This is a genomic window from Sphaerimonospora sp. CA-214678, from assembly GCF_050942215.1.
Lineage (GTDB): Bacteria > Actinomycetota > Actinomycetes > Streptosporangiales > Streptosporangiaceae > Sphaerimonospora.
In genome coordinates this window covers 2,294,581-2,315,568 of record NZ_CP192056.1, presented here as the reverse complement: position 1 = coordinate 2,315,568, position 20,988 = coordinate 2,294,581, and the positions used below count along the sequence as shown (strand labels likewise).

Annotated in this window: 12 protein-coding genes; 10 read left to right on the top strand and 2 right to left on the bottom strand. The window is 68.5% G+C overall.

The features are described 5' to 3' along the window. Window positions 1–142 precede the first annotated feature (142 nt). The 10 genes from ACQP1K_RS10520 (at window position 143) to ACQP1K_RS10475 (ending at window position 17,175) form a co-directional block, all read left to right on the top strand. Window positions 143–2,590, top strand: coding sequence for a glycoside hydrolase family 48 protein (locus ACQP1K_RS10520; protein WP_433500693.1), 2,448 nt, complete (start codon window positions 143–145; stop codon window positions 2,588–2,590). A 140-nt stretch (window positions 2,591–2,730) separates the two neighbouring features. Then, the gene (locus tag ACQP1K_RS10515) at window positions 2,731–5,115 is read left to right on the top strand and encodes a glycoside hydrolase family 9 protein (RefSeq protein ID WP_433500692.1); all 2,385 of its coding nucleotides are present in this window, start codon (window positions 2,731–2,733) and stop codon (window positions 5,113–5,115) included. 162 nt (window positions 5,116–5,277) lie between these two features. Next, entirely contained in the window at window positions 5,278–5,655 is a 378-nt protein-coding gene (locus tag ACQP1K_RS10510) for a cellulose binding domain-containing protein (protein WP_433500691.1), read from the top strand. A 19-nt stretch (window positions 5,656–5,674) separates the two neighbouring features. Further along, window positions 5,675–6,106, top strand: a complete 432-nt coding sequence (locus ACQP1K_RS10505) for a cellulose binding domain-containing protein (RefSeq protein WP_433500690.1) — start codon at window positions 5,675–5,677, stop codon at window positions 6,104–6,106. A 2,127-nt stretch (window positions 6,107–8,233) separates the two neighbouring features. Then, a complete protein-coding gene (locus ACQP1K_RS10500; RefSeq protein WP_433500689.1) occupies window positions 8,234–10,171 on the top strand; it encodes a hypothetical protein in 1,938 nt (645 codons plus the stop codon). 26 nt (window positions 10,172–10,197) lie between these two features. Beyond that, window positions 10,198–10,755 carry a hypothetical protein gene (locus ACQP1K_RS10495; protein WP_433500688.1) on the top strand — a complete coding sequence of 186 codons (558 nt, stop codon included), beginning with the start codon at window positions 10,198–10,200 and terminating at the stop codon, window positions 10,753–10,755. A gap of 475 nt (window positions 10,756–11,230) precedes the next feature. Further along, the gene (locus tag ACQP1K_RS10490; protein ID WP_433500687.1) at window positions 11,231–11,902 is read left to right on the top strand and encodes a DNA alkylation repair protein; all 672 of its coding nucleotides are present in this window, start codon (window positions 11,231–11,233) and stop codon (window positions 11,900–11,902) included. Between the two features lie 154 nt (window positions 11,903–12,056). Continuing rightward, on the top strand, window positions 12,057–13,127 hold the full coding sequence (locus ACQP1K_RS10485; protein WP_433500686.1) for a class I SAM-dependent methyltransferase: 1,071 nt from the start codon (window positions 12,057–12,059) through the stop codon (window positions 13,125–13,127). Window positions 13,128–13,189: 62 nt separating this feature from the next. Further along, complete coding sequence (locus ACQP1K_RS10480) at window positions 13,190–16,303, top strand: DEAD/DEAH box helicase (RefSeq protein ID WP_433500685.1); 3,114 nt, start codon at window positions 13,190–13,192, stop codon at window positions 16,301–16,303. Further along, a complete protein-coding gene (locus ACQP1K_RS10475) occupies window positions 16,303–17,175 on the top strand; it encodes an SWIM zinc finger family protein (protein ID WP_433500684.1) in 873 nt (290 codons plus the stop codon). The genes ACQP1K_RS10480 and ACQP1K_RS10475 overlap by 1 nt, the downstream gene beginning before the upstream one ends. Window positions 17,176–17,178: 3 nt before the next feature. On the opposite strand, the gene ACQP1K_RS10470 is transcribed toward ACQP1K_RS10475, so the two are convergent. Both ACQP1K_RS10470 and ACQP1K_RS10465 read right to left on the bottom strand, forming a co-directional pair. Further along, window positions 17,179–18,108, bottom strand: a complete 930-nt coding sequence (locus ACQP1K_RS10470) for a diacylglycerol/lipid kinase family protein (RefSeq protein WP_433500683.1) — start codon at window positions 18,106–18,108, stop codon at window positions 17,179–17,181. A gap of 47 nt (window positions 18,109–18,155) precedes the next feature. Next, complete coding sequence (locus ACQP1K_RS10465) at window positions 18,156–20,930, bottom strand: immune inhibitor A domain-containing protein (protein WP_433500682.1); 2,775 nt, start codon at window positions 20,928–20,930, stop codon at window positions 18,156–18,158. Between the last annotated feature and the right edge of the window lie 58 nt (window positions 20,931–20,988).

The window sequence follows — 20,988 nt, the reverse complement described above, 5'->3', positions numbered from 1 at the left end:
CGCAGCGAGGCGCCATCTGGGCCGCGCGCAGCAGGACATGGCTTTTGAAACACGACCTAGTCCGCATCGGCTGCGAAAGCCGCCACCTGGCATTCCTTCCCCGATGCATCCATCCCCAACGCAATTTGGAGACCCCCCAGAAATGCGTACGAGAGCTCTTAGAACGGGAGCGCTCCCACGATCTCGGAGACGGATCGCCTGGGTAGCGGCCGCCGGTCTGACCGCCGGCCTGCTCAGCGGGCTGGCGCAGACCCCGGCCTCCGCGGCCGTGGCCTGCGACGTCACCTACAACACCAACGACTGGCCCGGCGGGTTCACCGCCAACATCAACATCAAGAACCTCGGCGACCCGATCAACAACTGGACGCTGAAGTTCAACTTCCCCAACTCCAGTCAGCGGGTCCAGCAGGGCTGGTCGGCGAACTGGAGCCAGAGCGGCTCCAGCGTCACGGCCACGAACATGTCGTGGAACGGCAGCCTCGGGACCGGCGCGTCCACGGACCTCGGCTTCAACGGAGCGTGGAGCGGCAGCAACCCCAAGCCGACCTCCTTCACGATCAACGGAGTGACCTGCAACGGCGGGACCCCGACGCCCACGCCGACGCCGACGCCAACGCCGACGCCGACGCCCACCCCGACCCCCACCCCGACTCCGACGCCGACACCCACACCGACGCCGACGCCGACGCCGACACCGGGGGACAACGCGTACATCGACAACTTCATGACGATGTACAACAAGATCCACGACCCGGCGAACGGCTACTTCTCGCCTGAAGGCGTGCCCTACCACTCGGTCGAGACGCTGATCGTCGAGGCGCCGGACCACGGTCACGAGACGACGTCCGAGGCCTACAGCTACTACCTGTGGCTGGAGGCGATGTACGGCAAGGTCACCGGCGACTGGACGAAGTTCAACAACGCCTGGGCGTCGATGGAGCAGTACATCATCCCCTCGCACGCCGACCAGCCCACCAACGACAAGTACGACGCCAGCAAGCCGGCGACGTACGCGGGTGAGTGGGACGACCCCAGCCAGTACCCGAGCGCGCTCGACAGCGGCGTCAGCGTCGGCAGCGACCCGATCGCGTCCGAGCTGAAGAGCGCCTACGGCACCAGCGACATCTACGGCATGCACTGGCTGCTGGACGTCGACAACACCTACGGCTTCGGCCGCTGCGGTGACGGCACCACCAAGCCGGCGTACATCAACACCTTCCAGCGCGGCTCGCAGGAGTCGGTGTGGGAGACCGTGCCGCAGCCGTCGTGTGACACCTTCCAGTTCGGTGGCCCGAACGGGTACCTGGACCTGTTCACCGGCGACAGCAACTACGCCAAGCAGTGGAAGTACACCAACGCGCCGGACGCCGACGCCCGCGCCGTCCAGGCCGCCTACTGGGCGCTGACCTGGGCCAAGGAGCAGGGCAAGGCGTCGCAGATCTCCACCCCGGTGGCCAACGCCGCCAAGATGGGCGACTACCTGCGCTACGCGATGTACGACAAGTACTTCAAGCAGCCGGGCTGCACCAGCACCTCCTGCCCGGCCGGCACCGGCAAGAACGCGTCGAACTACCTGCTGTCCTGGTACTACGCCTGGGGCGGCGCGACCGACACGTCCGCGGGCTGGGCCTGGCGCATCGGCTCCAGCCACAACCACTCGGGCTACCAGAACCCGATGGCGGCCTGGGTGCTGTCGAACGTCAACGAGCTCAAGCCCAAGGGCTCGACCGCGGTGACCGACTGGTCGACCAGCCTCACCCGGCAGATCCAGTTCTACAAGTGGCTGCAGTCGGCCGAGGGCGGCATCGCCGGCGGCGCGACCAACAGCTGGGGAGGCCACTACGCCGCTCCGCCGTCCGGTCTGCCGAAGTTCTTCGGCATGGCCTATGACTGGCAGCCGGTCTACCACGACCCGCCGTCCAACCAGTGGTTCGGCTTCCAGGCCTGGTCGATGGAGCGTGTGGCCGAGCTCTACTACGCCACCGGCAACGCCGACGCCAAGTCGGTGCTCGACAAGTGGGTGAGCTGGGCGCTCGACCACACGACGGTCAACTCCGACGGCACCTTCCAGATCCCGTCGACGCTGACCTGGACCGGCCAGCCGGACGCCAGCTTCAGCGGGACCGGAATGCCGCCGGCCAACACGGGCCTGCACGTCACCGTCGAGGACTACACCAACGACATCGGCGTGGCCGGCGCCTACGCCAAGACGCTGATGTTCTACGCCGCCAAGGCGAACCACGCTGAGGCCAAGAGCACGGCCAAGGCTCTGCTGGACGGCATCTGGCAGAACAACCAGGACTCGAAGGGCGTCTCGGTCACCGAGACCCGGAACGACTACGAGCGGTTCAACGACCCGGTCTACATCCCGTCCGGTTGGACCGGCACGATGCCGAACGGCGACACGATCAACAGCAACTCGACCTTCCTCTCCATCCGGTCCTTCTACCAGAGCGACCCGGACTGGTCGAAGGTCCAGTCCTACCTGAACGGTGGCGCCGCGCCGTCGTTCAACTACCACCGGTTCTGGGCGCAGGTCGACGTGGCCACCGCCCTGGGCCAGTACGGCCTGCTCTTCCCGACCGGCTGAGCGAGCCTGGGTCCCGACCGGGGCCCTATGTAAGCCGGGGCACGGTGTCGCCTGACCCTTCACCGTGACCCCCTGCCGGGGCGCGGCGGCGCCTGACCCACCGCCGCGCCCCCGACCCCCCAACCTTGTGAGGCCCACATATGCGTCGTACATTCCTGGCGCTCGCGGCGGTGCTGCTCACCACCGCGATATCGCCGGTCTCCCCGACCCCGGCCCTCGCCGCGTCCTCGTTCAGCTATGGCGAGGCGCTGCAGAAGTCGCTGTTCTTCTACGAGGCCCAGCAGTCGGGCAAGCTCCCCTCGACCAACCGCGTCAGCTGGCGCGGCGACTCCGCGTTGAACGACGGCAAGGACGTCGGGCTCGACCTGACCGGTGGCTGGTACGACGCGGGCGACCACGTCAAGTTCGGGCTGCCGATGGCGGCGAGCACCACGATGCTCGCCTGGGGCGCCGTGGAATACCGCGACGCCTACGCCTCCTCAGGACAGCTCACCTACCTGCTCAACAACCTGCGGTTCGTCAACGACTACTTCGTGAAGGCCCACCCGTCGGCCAACGTGCTGTACGGACAGGTCGGCAGCGGAAACGCCGACCACGCCTGGTGGGGTTCGGCCGAGGTGCTGCCGATGAACCGCCCGTCGTACAAGATCGACGCCTCCTGCGGCGGCTCCGACCTCGCCGGTGAGACGGCGGCGGCGATGGCCGCCTCCTCGATGGTCTTCCGGCCCACCGACCCGGCCTACGCCGACAAGCTGCTGACCCACGCCAAGCAGCTGTACACGTTCGCCGACACCGTGCGGGGCAAGTACAGCGACTGCATCACCGACGCGACCAACTTCTACAAGTCGTGGAGCGGCTACAACGACGAGCTCGTCTGGGGGGCCATCTGGCTCTACCGGGCCACCCAGGACGCCTCCTACCTCGCCAAGGCCGAGTCCTACTACGCCAACCTCGGCACCGAGCCGCAGTCGACGACCAAGTCATACAAGTGGACGATCGCCTGGGACGACAAGTCGTACGGCTGCTACGCGCTGCTGGCCAAGCTCACCGGCAAGCAGCAGTACGTCGACGACGCCAACCGCTGGCTCGACTGGTGGACGGTGGGCGTCAACGGCCAGAAGATCAACTACTCCCCCGGCGGCCAGGCCGTACTCGACACGTGGGGTTCGCTGCGCTACGCCGCCAACACCGCGTTCGTCGCCCTCGTCTACAGCGACTGGCTGACCGACGCCACGCGCAAGGCGCGCTACCACGACTTCGCCGTACGCCAGATCAACTACGCGCTCGGCGACAACCCGCGCAGGTCGTCCTACGTGGTCGGGTTCGGCAACAACCCGCCGCGCAATCCGCACCACCGGACCGCGCACGGCACCTGGACCAACAACCTGAACGGTGAGCCGGAGCAGAGCCGGCACATCCTGTTCGGCGCGCTGGTCGGCGGCCCCAAGTCGGCCGACGACGCCTACACCGACAGCCGGGCCGACTACACGATGAACGAGGTCGCGACCGACTACAACGCCGGCTTCACCAGCGCGCTGGCCCGCCTGTACAAGGAGTACGGCGGCTCACCGCTGGCGAACTTCCCCACGGAGGAGACGCCGGACGGGCCCGAGATCTACCTCCAGGCGGCGGTCAACGCCAGCGGCCAGAACTTCACCGAGATCAAGACGCTGGTCTACAACCACTCGGCGTGGCCGGCCCGCGCGCTGACCGACGGGTCGTTCCGCTACTACTTCACGCTGGACGGCGACACCACGCCGAGCCAGATCACGCTGACCGCGGCCTACAACCAGTGCAAGCCGCCCACGGGCCCCACCCAGTTCTCCGGAAAGATCTACTACGTCACGATCGACTGCTCCGGCCAGGTGATCGCGCCGCAGGGACAGTCCGAGTCGCGGCGGGAGATCCAGTTCCGGATCGCCAGCTCCGGCACATGGGACCCGTCGAACGACTGGTCGTACACCGGGGTGTCGACGACGCCCTCCACGCCCGTGACGGTGGAGAACCTCACGCTCTACTCCGGCGGCACGAAGATCTGGGGCAACCCGCCCGGTGCCGAGCCGTCCCCGTCCCCGTCGCCGTCGCCCAGCCCGAGCCCCTCCCCCTCGCCTTCCCCTTCGCCCTCCCCTTCGCCCTCGCCGAGCCCGTCCCCGTCGCCCAGCCCCAGCCCGTCACCGAGTCCGTCTCCGTCGCCTTCACCGTCGCCCTCGCCCATCGGTAAGGAGTGCACCGCCACCTACACGGTGACGAACTCCTGGCCGGGCGGTTTCCAGGGTGACGTCACGGTGCGGAACACCGGCGACTCGGCGATCTCGGGATGGTCGGTGACCTGGACCTTCGCCAACGGCCAGACCATCACCCAGCTCTGGAACGGCACCCTCACCCAGTCGGGCGGCAACGTGTCGGTCAAGGACGTCGGCTACAACGGCGTCCTCGCCGCCGGCGCCGCCACGAGCTTCGGGTTCACGGGCAACTGGAACGGCACGAACGCCGTGCCGTCGCCCGTGACCTGCACCCCCCGGTAGGGGCTTTCCAGCAGCCCTGCCCTCCTCGGACAGACCCCTCTCCGGGGAGGGTGGGGCATCCAACTCGCTCTCTTCTCAGATTTCGAGCATCCGCGGCGCAGGAAAGGTACCCAGTGTCGGTTCGATCTCCAGGATGGAGGGCGGGCCTGGTGATCCCGCTGGGTGCGGTTCCCGCCGAACCACAACCCCAAGCCGGCGTACTACGCGACGCTCGTCGCCCTCGGTGGCCTGCCCACCCCGACCCCGACACCCACGCCGAAGCCGTCAGCGACCCCCACGCAGACTCCGCTTCCGGCCGGTGTCTGCTCCGCTACGTACAAGACCGTAAACGAGTGGCCGGGCGGCTTCCAGGCCGAAGTCACGGTCAAGAACAACGGCACATCGACGCAGAGCAAGTGGTCGGTCAGCTGGACCTTCCCCGGAGGCCGGGTGATCAGCCGGCTATGGAATGGCGTTCACACCCAGTCCGGATCGAGCGTGACCGTCAAGAACGAGAGCTACAACGGCACGCCCTCGATCATGAGTTGCACCGCCATTTGATCAAAGAAGGAGGAGCAAGATGGTCAAAACCACACTCGCCGCCGCCACTCTGATCGTCGGAGCGCTGGTAGCCGTCCCGGCTTCGGCCTCGGCCTCGACCTCGGACTCGGCCGACGTCCTGTCCTGCAAGGCGGTCTACCAGATCACCAACACATGGCCTGCCTCTAGCACCCGCGACGGCATCTCGCTCGGCCAGGTCACCGTGCAGAACACCGGCTCTTCCCCCATGAAGGGCTGGCGGGTGTCGTGGCGCTACGCCGACGGCACGACCATCACCCAGGTCTGGGGTGCGGTGCCTCTCCCCGTCATCGGCCCCGTCGGCACCCAGGCGTTCGGCAACGAGACGTACAACGGGGAGCTGGCCGTCCGTGGTTCGACCGTCTTCGGCTTCGCCACCCGCGGTCCCGTACCGGCCGAAACCCCCGACCCGGTCGTCTGCACACCGCTCTGACGTTCCTCGACAAGGACCACCGCATCCCCCGGGCAGCGGCTCGCCCGGGGGATCCGTGCGTTCACACCGCGGCTCCGCCACGCATCTTCGGCCGGCGCCCGCCCCTGACGTTCCGATCGCCGCATTCCCCTGTCTTCCTCCGGCAGTCGCCCGTCGATCAGCATCAGAACCTCGACGCGGTCCACGTACTTCGTCGGCCGCTCGGCGAGGTCGAAGGACTCTGCCATGCCGATGTGTCGTCTGGCCGTCCACCCCGGTCCGGATCCTGAGACGCGCAGATCGAGATCGTCACGATCGACTTGAGGCGTCCCCCATACCAAGCCCATGCGGGTGCTCCTCTCCCATCACGACCCCGCGCGTCCATGTCAGGCAGTGCGGGAACTCCTCTCGCACACCCAGCTCGTGTCGATCCGTTCCACGTGATCCGAGCCGTTACCAGGATGGCCACCGCGTCATCCCGCCGGACCGGCTTAGCCCGCTCCGGCGATCCCGAATAGGGTGCGCGCCCCACACCGCAGCGCGGCTACGAGGACCGTCTTCCCGAATCGGTGCGCGGCGATATGAACATCCGGCGTCGACACCGAAACGCACAGCGAGCAGACACTCGCGGTCTGGATCGCCGACGAGGAACCGTGCGAGGTGTTCCCGCCACCTGCGCCGGAGCGTCCGAGACCGGCGTTCTCCTCCTGGTCCATATCCGCGACCACATCCCCGAGCGCCCAGCACGAAGAGTGGCCACAAAGAGATCACGCCCAGCGAGCGAGACCACCGCCGTGAAGGCCCACCTGTCCGGGCACGGCACGCCGCCGCTCAGCGGACGGCTCCGGGTCACGGGTCCGGCCGGCCGCCCGCCTGGTTCAGTGATCCCATCCGGCTCGGCGGCACCGGGTCAGGAGGCATTCCACCAGTTCGGCGGGCCCGCCCGGATGGCCGCGCTCGCACGATTCGACGCACTCACGCGACGCGGCGGGCTCGCCGGTTTCACCGGACCCGCCGGACTCCGCGCGCCTGCCGCGTACACAGCCGCGCTCGCCCATAAGCCCCCGCGCGCGGGGCCGTATCCGTGACCGCGCCCAAGGCCGGTCAGGGGGTGGTCTCCGGAGGAGGCCGGGCCGGCGGCACCGACACGACGGTCCGGCCGCGGCCCGGCATGCGAGCCTCCGGGGGAGGACCTCTCCGCACGGACCACCACACGAGACTCAGCGGGGGAATCGGCAGGGGCAGGCGTATTGGTCTCCGTGCGGTCCATCTCCTCCGGCTCCGCATTCTCCTGCTCCTGGATCCACCACACGGCCTTCAGGAACGACGGGACCGGAGAAAGCGACGCCTCCCGCAGCTCCTCGAACATGAGCGGGTCGACCGGCCGCAGCTCCGCCAGCCTCAGCGCCATCGACCTCGGCCGTCCCGGCCGCACCGACCTGTCACGCTTCACCGGACCACTCCTCCCCCGCCGAACCAGTAGTTCGAAAACCTGTCTTAATTCTCTCATGCCCCATCGCACAATACCAACACTTGCCTCCAGTGAATTGCAAAGAAATACGAGAAGTAAATAGCAGAATGCCAAGAATATTCACATTGACCATAGATTTCGGAATTGTGTCGATGTCCACGTTTGAGGCGATCTGACAGTACGGCGCAGCCCAGGCCACACCGGCGACCGCATCGGCGGCGAGCGAGCACGGCCGGCCGTACGCGTCGTCGCTTCCGTTGGAGCAGCAGGTCGGGAAATTTCTTCCTCGGTGACCGGCCGAGCCGGACACTATGAGGGAGCGGACGGCAACTGATCCGTCATACCGGATGTGACGGACATGTTTACGAGACGAGGCGATCGTAAATAATCTTGCCGCCGGAGTTGTCGCGTTCAACCGACATCGTGGGAGCCCGGCCCATATGACCGATCCGTCGCGTACGCCTCAGCCGGCGCCCACCCCTCAGCCGGCGCCGACACCTCCGTCGCTGTCATCCGGGTCGATTCACAACGGCCGGTCCACTCCGGACGACGTCCCTTCGCCAAGCCCTCAGCCCTCGGCCACTCCACCGCCCACGCCCCAGCCGTCGTCTGGCTCGCGGCCTTCTCCGACGCCCTCCCCACTCCCCCAGGCCGCCCCGACCGCCTCGGATCGGGGAGTGGGCGCCGACTTCTCGGGGATCGATCCCGCCGCGATGGACGACTTCGAGCGAGGCCTCGGCCGCGCGCAGGACGCACTCGGCCGCAACGAGCCGCAGCTGCGCCGCATACTGCAGCGGCTCGACCTGGACACCTCCCGCCTGGGCGCCCTGCGCGAGGCACAGAGCTGGATCGGCACCATCCGACCCGATCTGCGGCGCCGCAGCGAGACGATCCGGTCCGAGCACACCGAGTGGGCGACATCCTCCGGAGTGCCCAGCGGACTGACCGCCTTCGACGAAGAGCTGTACGGCAAGGCCGCTCACGATCCCGACGTCTATGCGGCGGCCGGCAGGCTGACCGAGGCGGTCGAGAGCGGCGACGCCGACAAGAAGACCGTGGCCGCGCTGGAGAAACGGACGGGGGACCAGGCGTTCGCCGTGGCGCTGATGAACGCGCTGGGCGCGGCGGGATTCCGCAATCTGATGACCAAGACGGTGAATCGTCAGCAGGATGAGAACGTGGCACGGCTGCAGACCGCGCTCGGCAAGACCCTCGGCACGGCGAGCTCCCGGCTGAGCACGTCCTGGCGTGACGAGCTCACCGACGGCCTCGGCCGCTCCACCGTCGACTGGCGCTCGGGCTACGGACTGGCCCTGGCGCTCAAGCACGGCACGTTCGACTCAGCCTTCCTGCTGGCGGTCGCCAAGAAGATCGACACATGGAAGTGGACGGCGTACAACGGGCCGGCCACCGGCGTGCACCTCATGGAGGCACTCAGTCGTGATCCCGCTGCGGCCCAGGACTTCTTCGCGAGCGATCCCAACATGCTGAGGCGCTACCTGACCTGGCAGACCATGCCCGACGACGGGGCGGCGCTGGGCAAGGCCCTGGAGGCCGCCACACTGACTTTCCGCGACCACGACGGCTCACCGCAACAGCCGTCCCGCGGTTATCTGTCCGCCGAACTGACCTCGGAGTTCATCCACCTGGAGGCCCAGCGCATCTCCGACGGCTCTCCTCCCGATTCACGCGTGCCGCCCACCACCACCGGCCGCATCCTCGCCGGCTACATCGGCGACGTGAACAACGCCACCCAGCTAGGACACGTCATCGTGGCCCCCGGCGTCGGTAGTTCCGACAATCCCAGTATTCGGGGAGTGGATCCATGGGGGGCGCTCTTCAATAAAGAAGAACTGCGCCGAGTGATGCGGGAGGCGTTCGTCGATGCCCATGCGTTCGCCCCTGTCCTAGCCGCTCAAACAGCGTTCAGCGGGCGGCTTCTCGATTACGGTGCGGCGGAGATGGCCGCTGGACACGGCGACAATGCTCTCCTGACTAATGCCAAGGGGATCGGTGCCGGCTTCGGATTGATCACCGACGCGGCAGGACTAGCCGAAATCGAGGCGGGCAAGGAGCTCGATGAGGCGCAGCAACGGAACATGAAGATCTTGACCGCGACGCTGAATATGGGGCTCGCCTTCCCACAGTCTGGGGCCTGGCCGATCACCGCGGGCGTCGTCGGTGCCTGGACAGGGCTGATCGAAGACATCGCCAAGGGCGATGCCGAGAGCAAGGCCCGCATTGACGCCAACGCGGCCGCCGACCGGACCCGCAGCCTCTTACACGACCTCACAGCACAGGCCATGCTCAAGCACGGCCTGTTCGGCTCGGCTGACCCGGCCTCCTCCACTCACCCCTGGGCAACGCTCGAAGGCATGAACAAGGGGGACGACCCGCGCGCCAATCCCAACAACTTCCTGAAAAACGACGGCCGCACGCTTATGACCAAGGATGAGATGATCGACAACACAGCGACCAACAGCGTCGACAAATACCGCAGGTTCGAGGCCTATGAACGCTGGCTCCATGAAGGACCCTCCGGAACGCCTTGGCGGAACATCGAAGACCGCCTGGATATGGGGTTCGGCAACGGCTTCAGCCAGTACGGATCGTGATGAGAACTTCATTCGCCATACTTGGAATGGTCTTCATTCTGATCTTGTCTACCGCCTGTCAGGACGGTGAAGCGAAAATCGACGATTCACCCCTACCGGCGATGGCCGCACCGCCCTACCTCTGTCAATACATCCCTTTGAAGGCAGTCGAGTTGATGACGGGTACACGAGACCCGCTGGTACGCGGTTACTTCGATCTCACGTCTGCCGGAGGATTGGGCGATGGAGACTGCGCGGTTTATCAGCGTGACGGCGATCGGCTGAAGGTGCTGCAGATCGGCCTGACCTCGCTCGGCTCCTCGGACGGGGTCGAGGAGCAGATCCGGCTCGGTGCTCTCCCCCTGCCAGAGATCCTGCCTGGAGCCGTCGGCTCCTACTTCAAAGACCCGGACAGCAAGAACAATGCCGCGTATGCGTTGCTCGTTCGGGGCAAGGCGGAGCTCGGCATCGATCTGGTGATCGGGGTCGAGGGGCGGGACAACGCGGCCGATGTGGCGGCGTTGATGAAACTGATCGCGCCAAAACTGATCACCGATGCCGGCGCTCCCGGACCGACCGTGTCCCCCTCTCCGGAGAAGGACTGATCGGCAGCATGGCCTGTCGGTGCCCGATCCGCTTCATCAGGCGTTGAGAGACGCCCCGCGTACGGCTGAGCCACTGCCGGCGGGAGATCACAACAGCTTCAGCACACCTTTCGGGACCTTCCACTCGGGCGGCGGGTGGACGGGAGCCTGCGGGTGGACGGGAGCCTGCCCCGCAGCGCTTCGACGCGGAGCCGCCGCGCCCGTGTCCGTGGCCGCGCCGACGCGTACACGCCACCGGGCCTGCCCGGCGAACCGGCCATGGTCCGGGCGACGGAGATCATGCCGGCCGGTCCGCGCGCCGGTTTCGGGCACGCGCTTCCTGGAACCCAGCGCACCGACGACGACCTGCGCCGATTCATCGCGGCGGAGCAGCCGCCCACCGGTCGACCCCGTCGCCGACCGATACATTGAACCCGCGAGGTCGACACCATGGCACTCGGAAAGCGGTGACCGGACGGCCGCGGAGGAGGCTCAGATGATCGAGACGACGGTGACCGAGGTGATGGCCGAGCTGGCCGAGCTCGAGGACCCGAAGATACGCGAAGTGAACAGGAGACACGGCGACGATCACGGTGTGAACCTCAGCAAGCTGCGCGCACTCGCGAAGCGGCTGAAGACACAGCAGGACCTCGCTCGCCGGCTCTGGGAGACGGGTGACACCGCGGCGAGACTGCTGGCGATCCTGGTCTGCCGCCCGAAGGCGTTCGACCGTGACGAGCTGGACGTCATGTTGCGTGCGGCGGGCACTCCCAAGGTGCACGACTGGCTCGTGAACTATGTGGTGAAGAAGAGCCCGCATGCCGAAGAGCTGCGCCAGGCATGGTACGCCGATCCGGATCCGGTGGTCGCGAGCGCCGGCTGGGCGCTGACCACGGAACGCGTGGCGAGAAAGCCCGAGGGACTCGACCTCGTGGGGCTGCTCGACGTCATCGAAGGGGAGATGAAAAACGCCCCCGATCGCCTGCAGTGGGCGATGAATCACTGTCTGGCCCAGATCGGCATCGAGCACGCCGAGCACCGCGCCCGCGCCATCGACATCGGTGAGCGCCTGGAGGTGCTCAAGGACTACCCGACTCCGCCGAACTGCACATCTCCGTTCGCGCCCATCTGGATCACCGAGATGGTGCGCCGGCAGCACGACAAGTAGGGGAAGACGCGTTCACCGCCGATTCTCATGTCATGCGTTTCCCGAGTAGGGATGCACTCAGCGGAGAATTCGATATCCAACAGAGACAAATATGCTGTCGTGAAGGTTTTTGTTTCGTGGTATAATCTCGAAATCGTGTATTAGTTTCCTCATTGTGAATAGCAATGGAGGACCGAGCCAGACCGCGCTCACGGCCGCCGCGGCACGCGCAGCGCACCTGATCGTCGACAGCGAACCTCTGATCTTCCGCGACACCTTGGCGTACGCCCTGCTCGCAGAGCGGGCCGAGGAACTCGTCGGCTTCCACCGAAGCCATGGAGATCACCTCGTCCTCGCCCAGGCACGCACGACGGTGCTCACCCGCGGTCACTATACGGAGGCCCGCCTCAGCGAGGCGATTCGTACCGGTATCCGGCAATATGTGATCCTCGGTGCCGGGCTGGACTCCTTCGCCTACCGAATCCACCAGGCCGTCCGTCCCGCCGAGACCACGCGGCCCGCTCAGGCCACCCCACCCCAGACCACCCCACCCCAGACCGCACCGGTCCCTCAGGCCACCCGACCCACCCGGACAACGCAGTCCACCCGGTCAACGCAGTCCACCCGGTCAACGCAGTCCACCCGGACCGAGCGACCCGGAGCGGCGGCGCCGGCCGGCGGGCTCAGGGTCTTCGAGGTCGATCATCCGGCTACGCAGCACTGGAAACGCCGGGCCCTCGCCGATGCGGGGATCGAGGCGCCGCCCGCCCTCACCTTCGTCCCCTCCGACCTGGAGGCCGGGTCATCACCGGAGCACCTGGCCCGGCACGGTCTCGACCTCGTACGGCCCGCGCTGGTCGGCTGGCTCGGCGTGACCATGTATCTGACCCGCGACGCCGTCGGGCGGACCCTTTCGACGCTGGCCGGCCTGGCGCCAGGCAGTGAGATCATCGTCGAGCACATGCTTCCCGAGGGGCTGCGGGACGACCGCGGGCGGGCCTACGCCGATCAGGTCATGCCCTTCGCCGCCGAGCACGGCGAACCCTGGCTGACCCTGCTGTCGCCCGATGAGATGTCGGCCATGCTGCGCGAGCGCGGCTTCGAGGTGATCGAGCACGTCCGGCAGCGCGACATGGTCCCATCGGCCATGTGGGACCGTACCGACGCACTGCGCGCAGCCGACCTCTCGGTCCTCACCCGCGCCCGTCTCGTGAACCGGGCCGTTCCCACAGCCCGGCCCCGGTGATCTGAGCGGAATCGGGGGGCGGATGCGCTGCTAGCGTTCCGGAGGTGACGGGAGGAGACGGCATGCTCGTGATCCATGCGGCCTGGGACGGCGGGAGGCTCGTCCTCTGGGCCGAGGAGACGACGGACGCGGGGCCGAGCACCTCCCGGGCCAGGATCCGTTCCCATCCCTTCGCCGCTTCCGCCGCCGCCCTCGCCGCGGAACTGCCCCGTTGGGGGGAGGCCGCCGCCGAGGCGGCGGGCAAGGCCGCGTCGGGTGAGACGGTGCTGCTGCTGCCGAGCTCGGCGCGTAGTCCGCTCCCCTCTCCGGAGACCGGCCTTCAGGTCACCGCCCGCACGACCAAGATCAGCATGTGGCGGGTGCCCGCGCTGCTGGTCGAGCCGGGGCCGGCGCTGCGTTTACTGACCGCGGCCGTGGAGCCGCCGCCGACGGCCGGGCCGTCCCTGCGCTATCTCGCGGCGGTCGCCGCGCACGCCCGTGAGATCGTACGGCGCGGCCGGGTGCTGCCCCAGCTCGTCGCGGAGGACGGCGGCTACGCGGCACGCTGGCGGCCCGTCCTGACGGGGCGGCACACCGCCCGTTTCCGGGAGCTGGCCGCCGCGATGCCGCCCGTGTGCCGGGCCGTACGGGAGGAACGCCCCTCGGTCCACGTGCTGATCGAGGCGCTCGCCTGCCTGGCCGACGCGGTCGTACGGCAGGCCCTGCCCGAGCGCCTGCTGCGAGGGCACCGCCCCGGGCAGCGCAGCCCGCTGGCCGACCGGTGGACGGTGGCGCTCACCGGGGAGGCCGCGGCCCTTCCCGGCGTGCGCGAGGCGGAGGCGAGCGAGCTCGCCGGGCCGCTCCAGGACTGGTTCCGGGCCGCCCACCAGCTCGACGGCCCGGTCCAGGTCTGTTTCCGCCTGATCGAGCCGGAAACCGACGAACAGGACACCACCGGACCGCGAACTGACGAACCGGACACCACCGGTCCAGACACCGACGAACCGGACACCGCCGGGCAGGGGCCTGAACAGGGCACCGGTACGTGGGCCGTCGAGTTCGCCCTCCGGTCGGCCGAGGACCAGAGCCTCTACCTTCCCGCTCCGCTCGTCTGGGCGGGCGAGACCGCGCCCGGACTGCCGGGACGCCTCGACGAGACGCTGCTCGCGGGGCTCGGCCGGGCGGCCCGCCTCTACCCGAAGATCGACGACGCGCTCCGGGAGGCCCGGCCGGCCCGGATCGAACTGGACGTGGAGGAGGCCTTCTCCTTCCTCCGGCACGCCGCGCCGCTCCTGCAGGCGGCCGGGTTCGGCGTGCAACTGCCCGCGTGGGCCGGCCGCACCAGGCTCGGGCTGAAGCTCACCGTGCGTTCCCCCTCCGGATCGGGGGCCGCGGCCGGCCGGGCCGCCGTGGACGGAGAATTCGGGCTGGCGCAGCTCGTGGACTTCCGCGCCGAACTGGCCGTCGGCGACGAGACGATCAGTGAGGCCGAACTGGCCGAGCTGGCCAGGCTCAAGGTGCCGCTGATCCGGCTGCGCGGGCAGTGGGTGGAGCTGGACGCCCGGCAGCTGAACGCCGCGCTGGAGGCCGTGGCGCGCCGCGGGTCGGGTCGTACGACGGCGGGAGAGATCCTTCAGGAGGTCGTCGACGGCGGGGACGACGGTCTTCCGCTGGTCGAGGTGGACGCCGACGGGCTGCTCGGCGATCTGCTGTCCGGCGAGGCCGACCGCCGCCTGGAACCGGTCGCCACTCCGGCCGCCTTCCACGGCACGCTCCGGCCGTACCAGGAGCGCGGCCTGGCCTGGCTCGGCTTCATGTCCCGCATCGGACTCGGCACGATTCTCGCGGATGATATGGGACTCGGGAAAACGATCCAGATCCTGTCGATGCTGCTGAACGAGCGCGAATCAGGCGAGCGGGTGAGGACGACGCTGCTGGTGTGCCCGATGTCGCTGCTGACCAACTGGCAGAAGGAGGCGGCGAGGTTCGCCCCGTCGCTCGACGTCTACCTCCATCACGGTGCGGGCCGGCTGCGCGGCGAGGAACTGGCCGAGCGGGTCGGCCGGGCCGACCTCGTCCTCACCACGTACGGCACGGCCCTGCGCGACCGAGACGTCCTCGCCGCTTTCGAGTGGGAGCGGGTCGTCTGCGACGAGGCTCAGGCGATCAAGAACAGCGCGGCCAGGCAGGCCCAGGCCGTACGGTCGCTCCCGGCGCGCACCAGGCTCGCGCTGACCGGCACCCCGGTGGAGAACCACCTGGCCGAGCTCTGGTCGATCATGGAGTTCTGCAATCCCGGTCTGCTCGGCCCGGCCGCGACGTTCCGTAGGCGCTACCAGGAGCCGATCGAGCGGGACGGCGACGAGGCGGCGACCGCCGCGCTCAAGCGGGCCATCGGGCCCTTCGTGCTGCGCCGGCTCAAGACCGACAAGACGATCATCTCCGATCTACCGGAGAAGATGGAGATGAAGGTCTGGTGCACGCTCACGCCTGAGCAGGCCGGCCTCTACCAGGCGATCGTCGAGGACATGATGGACCGGATCGCCGGAAGCGAGGGCATCGAACGGCACGGCAACGTGCTCGCCGCGATGACCAAGCTCAAACAGGTGTGCAACCATCCCGCCCACCTGCTCAAGGACGGCTCCCGGCTGCCGGGCCGCTCGGGGAAGCTGGCCCGTCTGGAGGAGCTGGCCGAGGAGATCGTCGGCGAGGGTGACAAGGCGCTGGTCTTCACGCAGTACGCCGAGTTCGGCTCGCTGCTCCAGCCGTACCTGGCGGCGCACCTCGACCGCCCGGTGCTGTGGCTGCACGGCGGGCTGCCGAAGAAGCGGCGCGACGCGCTGGTCGAGCGGTTCCAGCACGACGACGAGCCGATGGTCTTCCTGCTGTCGCTGAAGGCGGCCGGCACCGGGCTGAACCTGACGGCGGCCAACCATGTGATCCATGTCGACCGGTGGTGGAACCCGGCCGTGGAGAACCAGGCGACCGACCGGGCGTTCCGCATCGGCCAGCGCCGCGACGTGCAGGTCAGGAAGTTCATCTGCGCCGGGACCTTGGAGGAGCGGATCGACGAGATGATCGAGCGCAAGCTCGCGCTGGCCGAGAGCGTGGTCGGCACGGGCGAGGACTGGATCGCTTCGCTGTCCACCGACAGCCTGCGTGAGCTGTTCCGGCTCGGCCCCGAGGCGGTCGCGTGATGGCGGGGCGGGAGGCCGGATGGTTCGAGCGCTCCCGGCCGATCCGGGTCGAGGGCGGCATCCGGGCGCGGGGCAGACGCGGTTCGATCGGCGAGCGGTGGTGGTCGCGCAGGTTCGTCGACATCCTGGAGCGCGTCTGCGACCCCGGCCGGCTCGCCCGCGGCCGCTCGTACGCCCGCTCGGGGCAGGTCCTCGATCTCGAGATCGGGCCGGGTCTGGTCGAGGCCCTGGTGCAGGGGTCGCGGCGGACGCCGTACCGGGTGACGATCGGCATCGCCGCCTATGACCGGGAGCAGTGGCGCGAGCTGGTCGGCGCGCTGGCCGCGCAGGCGCTCCACCGGGCCAAGCTGCTCGCCGGGGAGATGCCGCCGGAGATCGAGGAGGTGTTCGGCGGGTGCGGGCTGCCGCTCTTCCCCGAGGAGCGTGGGCTGGAGATGGAGTGCTCCTGCCCGGACTGGGGCTTCCCGTGCAAGCACCTGTCGGCCGTGCTGTACGTCCTGGCGGAGGCCTTCGACGACGATCCGTTCCTCGTCCTGGCCTGGCGGGGCATGGCCAGGGACGCGCTGCTCGACGCGCTGCGCCACATCGAGGGCCGGACCGGAGGCGCGGGCGGCGACCGGCCGCCGGGGCTTCTGGACGTGGCCGACGTACCGTTCGCGGAGCGGATCGACGACTTCTACGAGGCGGGCATGTCACCGGCCCGGCTGTTCCCGGCCGCGGACGCGTCGGCCGGTCCCGGCTCTCCGTCCGACCTGCTGCTGCGCGCGCTCGACCCGCCGCGGGTGAAGGCCCGGCACATTCCGCTCCTCGACCTGCTGCGGCCCGCCTACCGCGCCTTCGCCACCGCCGACGGCGACGGCGACGGCGAGTAGCGATCAGGTGTCGACGAAGTCCGCCGGGACCATCACGCGGACTCCGTTGGGGATCGTCCTGACGACCAGTGGGGTGCGCAGCCGCACCTCGCCGTCGATGTCGGCCGCCATCGGCGGGTCGGTCTCCACCAGCATCTCGCCGCCGGTGACGAAGGGACCGCCGGCGAGGCTGCGCCATCGCCCGGTGGTGGCCCTGATGAGGGTCTCGACGAGCAGCCGCAGCCGCTTGCCCGAGCCGAGCTGGTAGGCGACGAGCCTGCGGTCGTCGATTCCGGCGTCCTTGGCGATCTGCCAGCCCCCGTGATAGCGGCCGTTGGCGATGTTGAGCTGGTGGGTGAGCAGCTCGTGGCGCACGCCGTCGACCGTGACGAACGCCCGGAACGGCCGGTGGCCCGGCAGGACGCGCATCGCGGTCAGCGGATAGGCGGCGCGGCCGAGGACGCGCTTGAGCAGCGGCCGCACGGTGCCGGCCACCTCGACGGAGACCCCGAAGCTGGTCAGGTTGGCGAACGGCCGGTCGCCGCACATGCCGAGGTCGATGTCGGCGACCTTCCCCTCGGACAGCACGGCCGTCGCGCCGGGCAGGTCCAGCGGCAGCCCGAGGCTGCGGGCGAAGTTGTTGGTGGTGCCGAGCGGCAGCACGCCGAGCGCGACGTCCCGGCCGGCGATGTGTCTGATCGAGCTGCTCAGTGTGCCGTCGCCACCGCCGACGATCAGCAGATCCGGTTCGTCGGCGAGGGCGCGGTCGATGGTCTCGCGCAGTCGTGCCGGGTCGGTCACCGCGTGCACGCCGGTGAGCAGGAAACCCCGGGCCCTGAGCAGGCTCAGCGCCTCGGGGTAGCGGCGGCGGCCCCGCCGCGACCTGGTGTTCACGACGACGGCGGCCATCCGCTTGTCGTGGATGGCCGCCGTGTGCTCCGCCTTCGTCCGCATGATCACATGCTAGGGCGTCGCTTTACCCTGTCATTGCCCGTCGCCCATCACTTCTTGGCGGGCGTGACGTAGACGAGCGCGCCCAGATTGGCCGGGAGCGGGCTGACGAGCTGGATTTTCACGCCCAGCTGCTTGCCCTCGTCGCCGGGGTTGCCGGTGCCGAGGATGGGTCCGCCGATGTCCGTGCCGTACAGCTCGGTGGCGGGGGAACCGTCGGGGTGGACGATCCTGGTGGTGTACGGCTCGTTGTTCCTGGTCGGAACCACGACCGAGGCGTCACGGTGCCGGAAGTACAGCGCGCCGTCGCGGATCTCCAGGCCAGGGTACCAGCCCTTGGCGTCGGTGAAGGTCTTCACCGCCGGGAGCTTGCCGAACGAGGTGCAGTACTCCGTGAACGGCTCACCCTCGATGCACTCCTCGAACGGGTAGGTACCGAAGAAGCTGAACGCCGCGTTGGAAGACTGCGGGCGGGAGGGCAGGTTCTTCAGGACGCTTCCGTCCTTCTCCGCCGCCTCGCCGGTACGGCGCAGCGGTTCGAAGTGCGAGTCAACGAGGAGGAGCTGACCCTTCGGGCCGACCGACGGCAGGTCGAACGCCGCGTCCGCCACGTTGTTGTTCGTACGGGCCGCGTCGCGGTACCAGACGAGCAGGCCGGGCGCGTTGTACTTGACCTTCTCCACCTTCCAGGCGCCGTCGCGCATGTAGGTCGTGTCGTAGGCGTACTGCAGGCCCTTGTCGAACCCGTCGAGGTTGCGCCATTCGGCCAGGTAGTACTGCGCCGCGTTCAGCTCACCGGCGTGGATCACCCAGCCTGCGCCGGCGGTGTCGGTGAAGGTGCCCTTCGTGGCGGTCCAGCCGTTCTCGCCGCTCTCGACGTCGTCGCTCCAGACGGCCGTGCCGCCCGCGGTGACCGAGAAGTCGTCGTTGAACCAGCCGCGCTCCATGGCCGCCGCGTCCGTCGCGTACCTGAGGCGCACCTGCACGGTCTGGCCGGCGAACGGCGCGAGGTCGGCGTACAGCTTCACCCAGCCGCCGCTCTCCCCGGTGATGCCGTACTTCTTGTTGCCGTAGTCCTTCAGGCGGTTGTTGGGGTCGGTGTAGCCGTCGCCGGTGCTGGCGAGCGCGCCGCCCTCGAAGTAGACCTTCTGCTCGGTCCAGGTGGCGCCGCCGTCGGCGGAGATTTCGAAGAAACCGAAGTCCCAGTCCTGCTCGATGCTCCAGTCGCTCCACCACTCGAACTTCGCGTCCGATCCGGCCGGGACCTCGACCGACCTGGTCAGCTTGGAGTCGCCCCAGGCCTGGTCGTTGCCGGACCACCACAGGTTGCCGCCGCTGTGCGGGGTGGACAGCACCACGTGCTTGTCCGGCAGGTTGATCCGCACACCGTCCTCGGTTCCCTTGGGCGTACGCGAGGTCTGGCCGACGGCCAGCAGCTTCTTGTGGTCACCCGGGTCGAGGATCTTGGGGTTGGCCCAGCCGAGCACCCACTTGTCCCACAGGCCCATGTGTGTGGGCATGGACTGGAAGATCGGCCCGGAGTGGGAGCCGCTGGACATGAGGTCCCAGAAGTCCACGTCCGAGTCGCCGTTGCCGCTGGTGTCGTACAGGTCCGGCAGGCCGAGGTCGTGGCCGTACTCGTGGGCGAAGACGCCGACGCCGGAGTTCTCCGGCTGCACGATGTAGTTGGAGATCTTCACGTTCGTGCCGGGCACGGTGTAGCCGCCCGCCACGTCGCTGGAGTGCGCCCAGATGGCGAAGGTCCCCTCCGCGCCGCCGCCGCCGGACTTGTCCTCACCGGCGTGGATCAGCACGAGGTGATCGATGACGCCGTCGGGCTCGTCGTAGTCGCCGTCGCCGTCGGCGTCGGAGACGTCCTCCCGGTCGTAGTCGGCCCACGGGAACGACGGGTCATGGGCCGCGAGGGCGTCGACCGCGTCGATGGCGAGCTGGGCGGGGCCGCGCGGGTTGTCGGGGTGGCCGGTCATGTCCTGCGGATAGGTGCCGCACTTGCCGGCGCCGTACCATGCCTCGGAGTGCGGGACCTTGATCCAGCCGACCGCCTCGCCGGTGACGGTATAGGCCCCCTTCGACATCTCCTCGTACATGTTCTTCATCGTGTAGCCGGAGATGTCGATGCCCTTCTTGCCGTCACGGGGGTCGGTCAGGTCCATGCGGACCCGCTTGGTGATCCCCTTCGAGCTGTAGAGCATGTCGTTGTAGAACGCCGTGTCGAAGTCCTGCACCCACATCGAGTTGTTGTCCTTGCCCCCGCCGGCCGCGAGCGCCGGGTCGGGGATGCGGTTGTGCAGCGGCCCGTTCAGCTTCGTGCCGGGCGGCTCGGTGACGCAGTCGTTGACGTCGGCGGTCGTCCTGGGGTGCGACCAGCCGGAGAAGTCGTCATCGGCCTGGTCGTTGAACTCGACGAGCAGCGTGAGGAGTTTGGCCTGCTTGGTGGTCTTCGACTTCTTGTAGATGAAGTCCCACGGGTTCTTCCCCGTCCTGATGGCCTGCCGCTCGTGCTTGGCGAGCACCCGCGCCGCGACGGGGTTGCCCATGGCGAACTTGCGGTCGATCGAGTGCGCCAGGGCCAACGTACGCCTGGCGCCCTTGTCCGGGACCCGTTCGTCGATGAGCGTCGTGTCGCTCTGGATGCGGGGTGGGGCGTAGTTGATGTAGTGGTCCTTCGCCGAGGGCTGATACCCGGCGGTGGGGGTGACCGTGTCGGTGGCCGCCTGCGTGGCCGTGCCGACGACGGCCAGACCAGCGGCCACCAAGCTCAGCGCGGGCACCGTCACGGCGATACGCCGGAGTGTCTTGGACAACGAGATCCCTTCCCGTCCGGGGTTCCCGGACGCCCATGCTCGGCGCGCCGGGATGAGC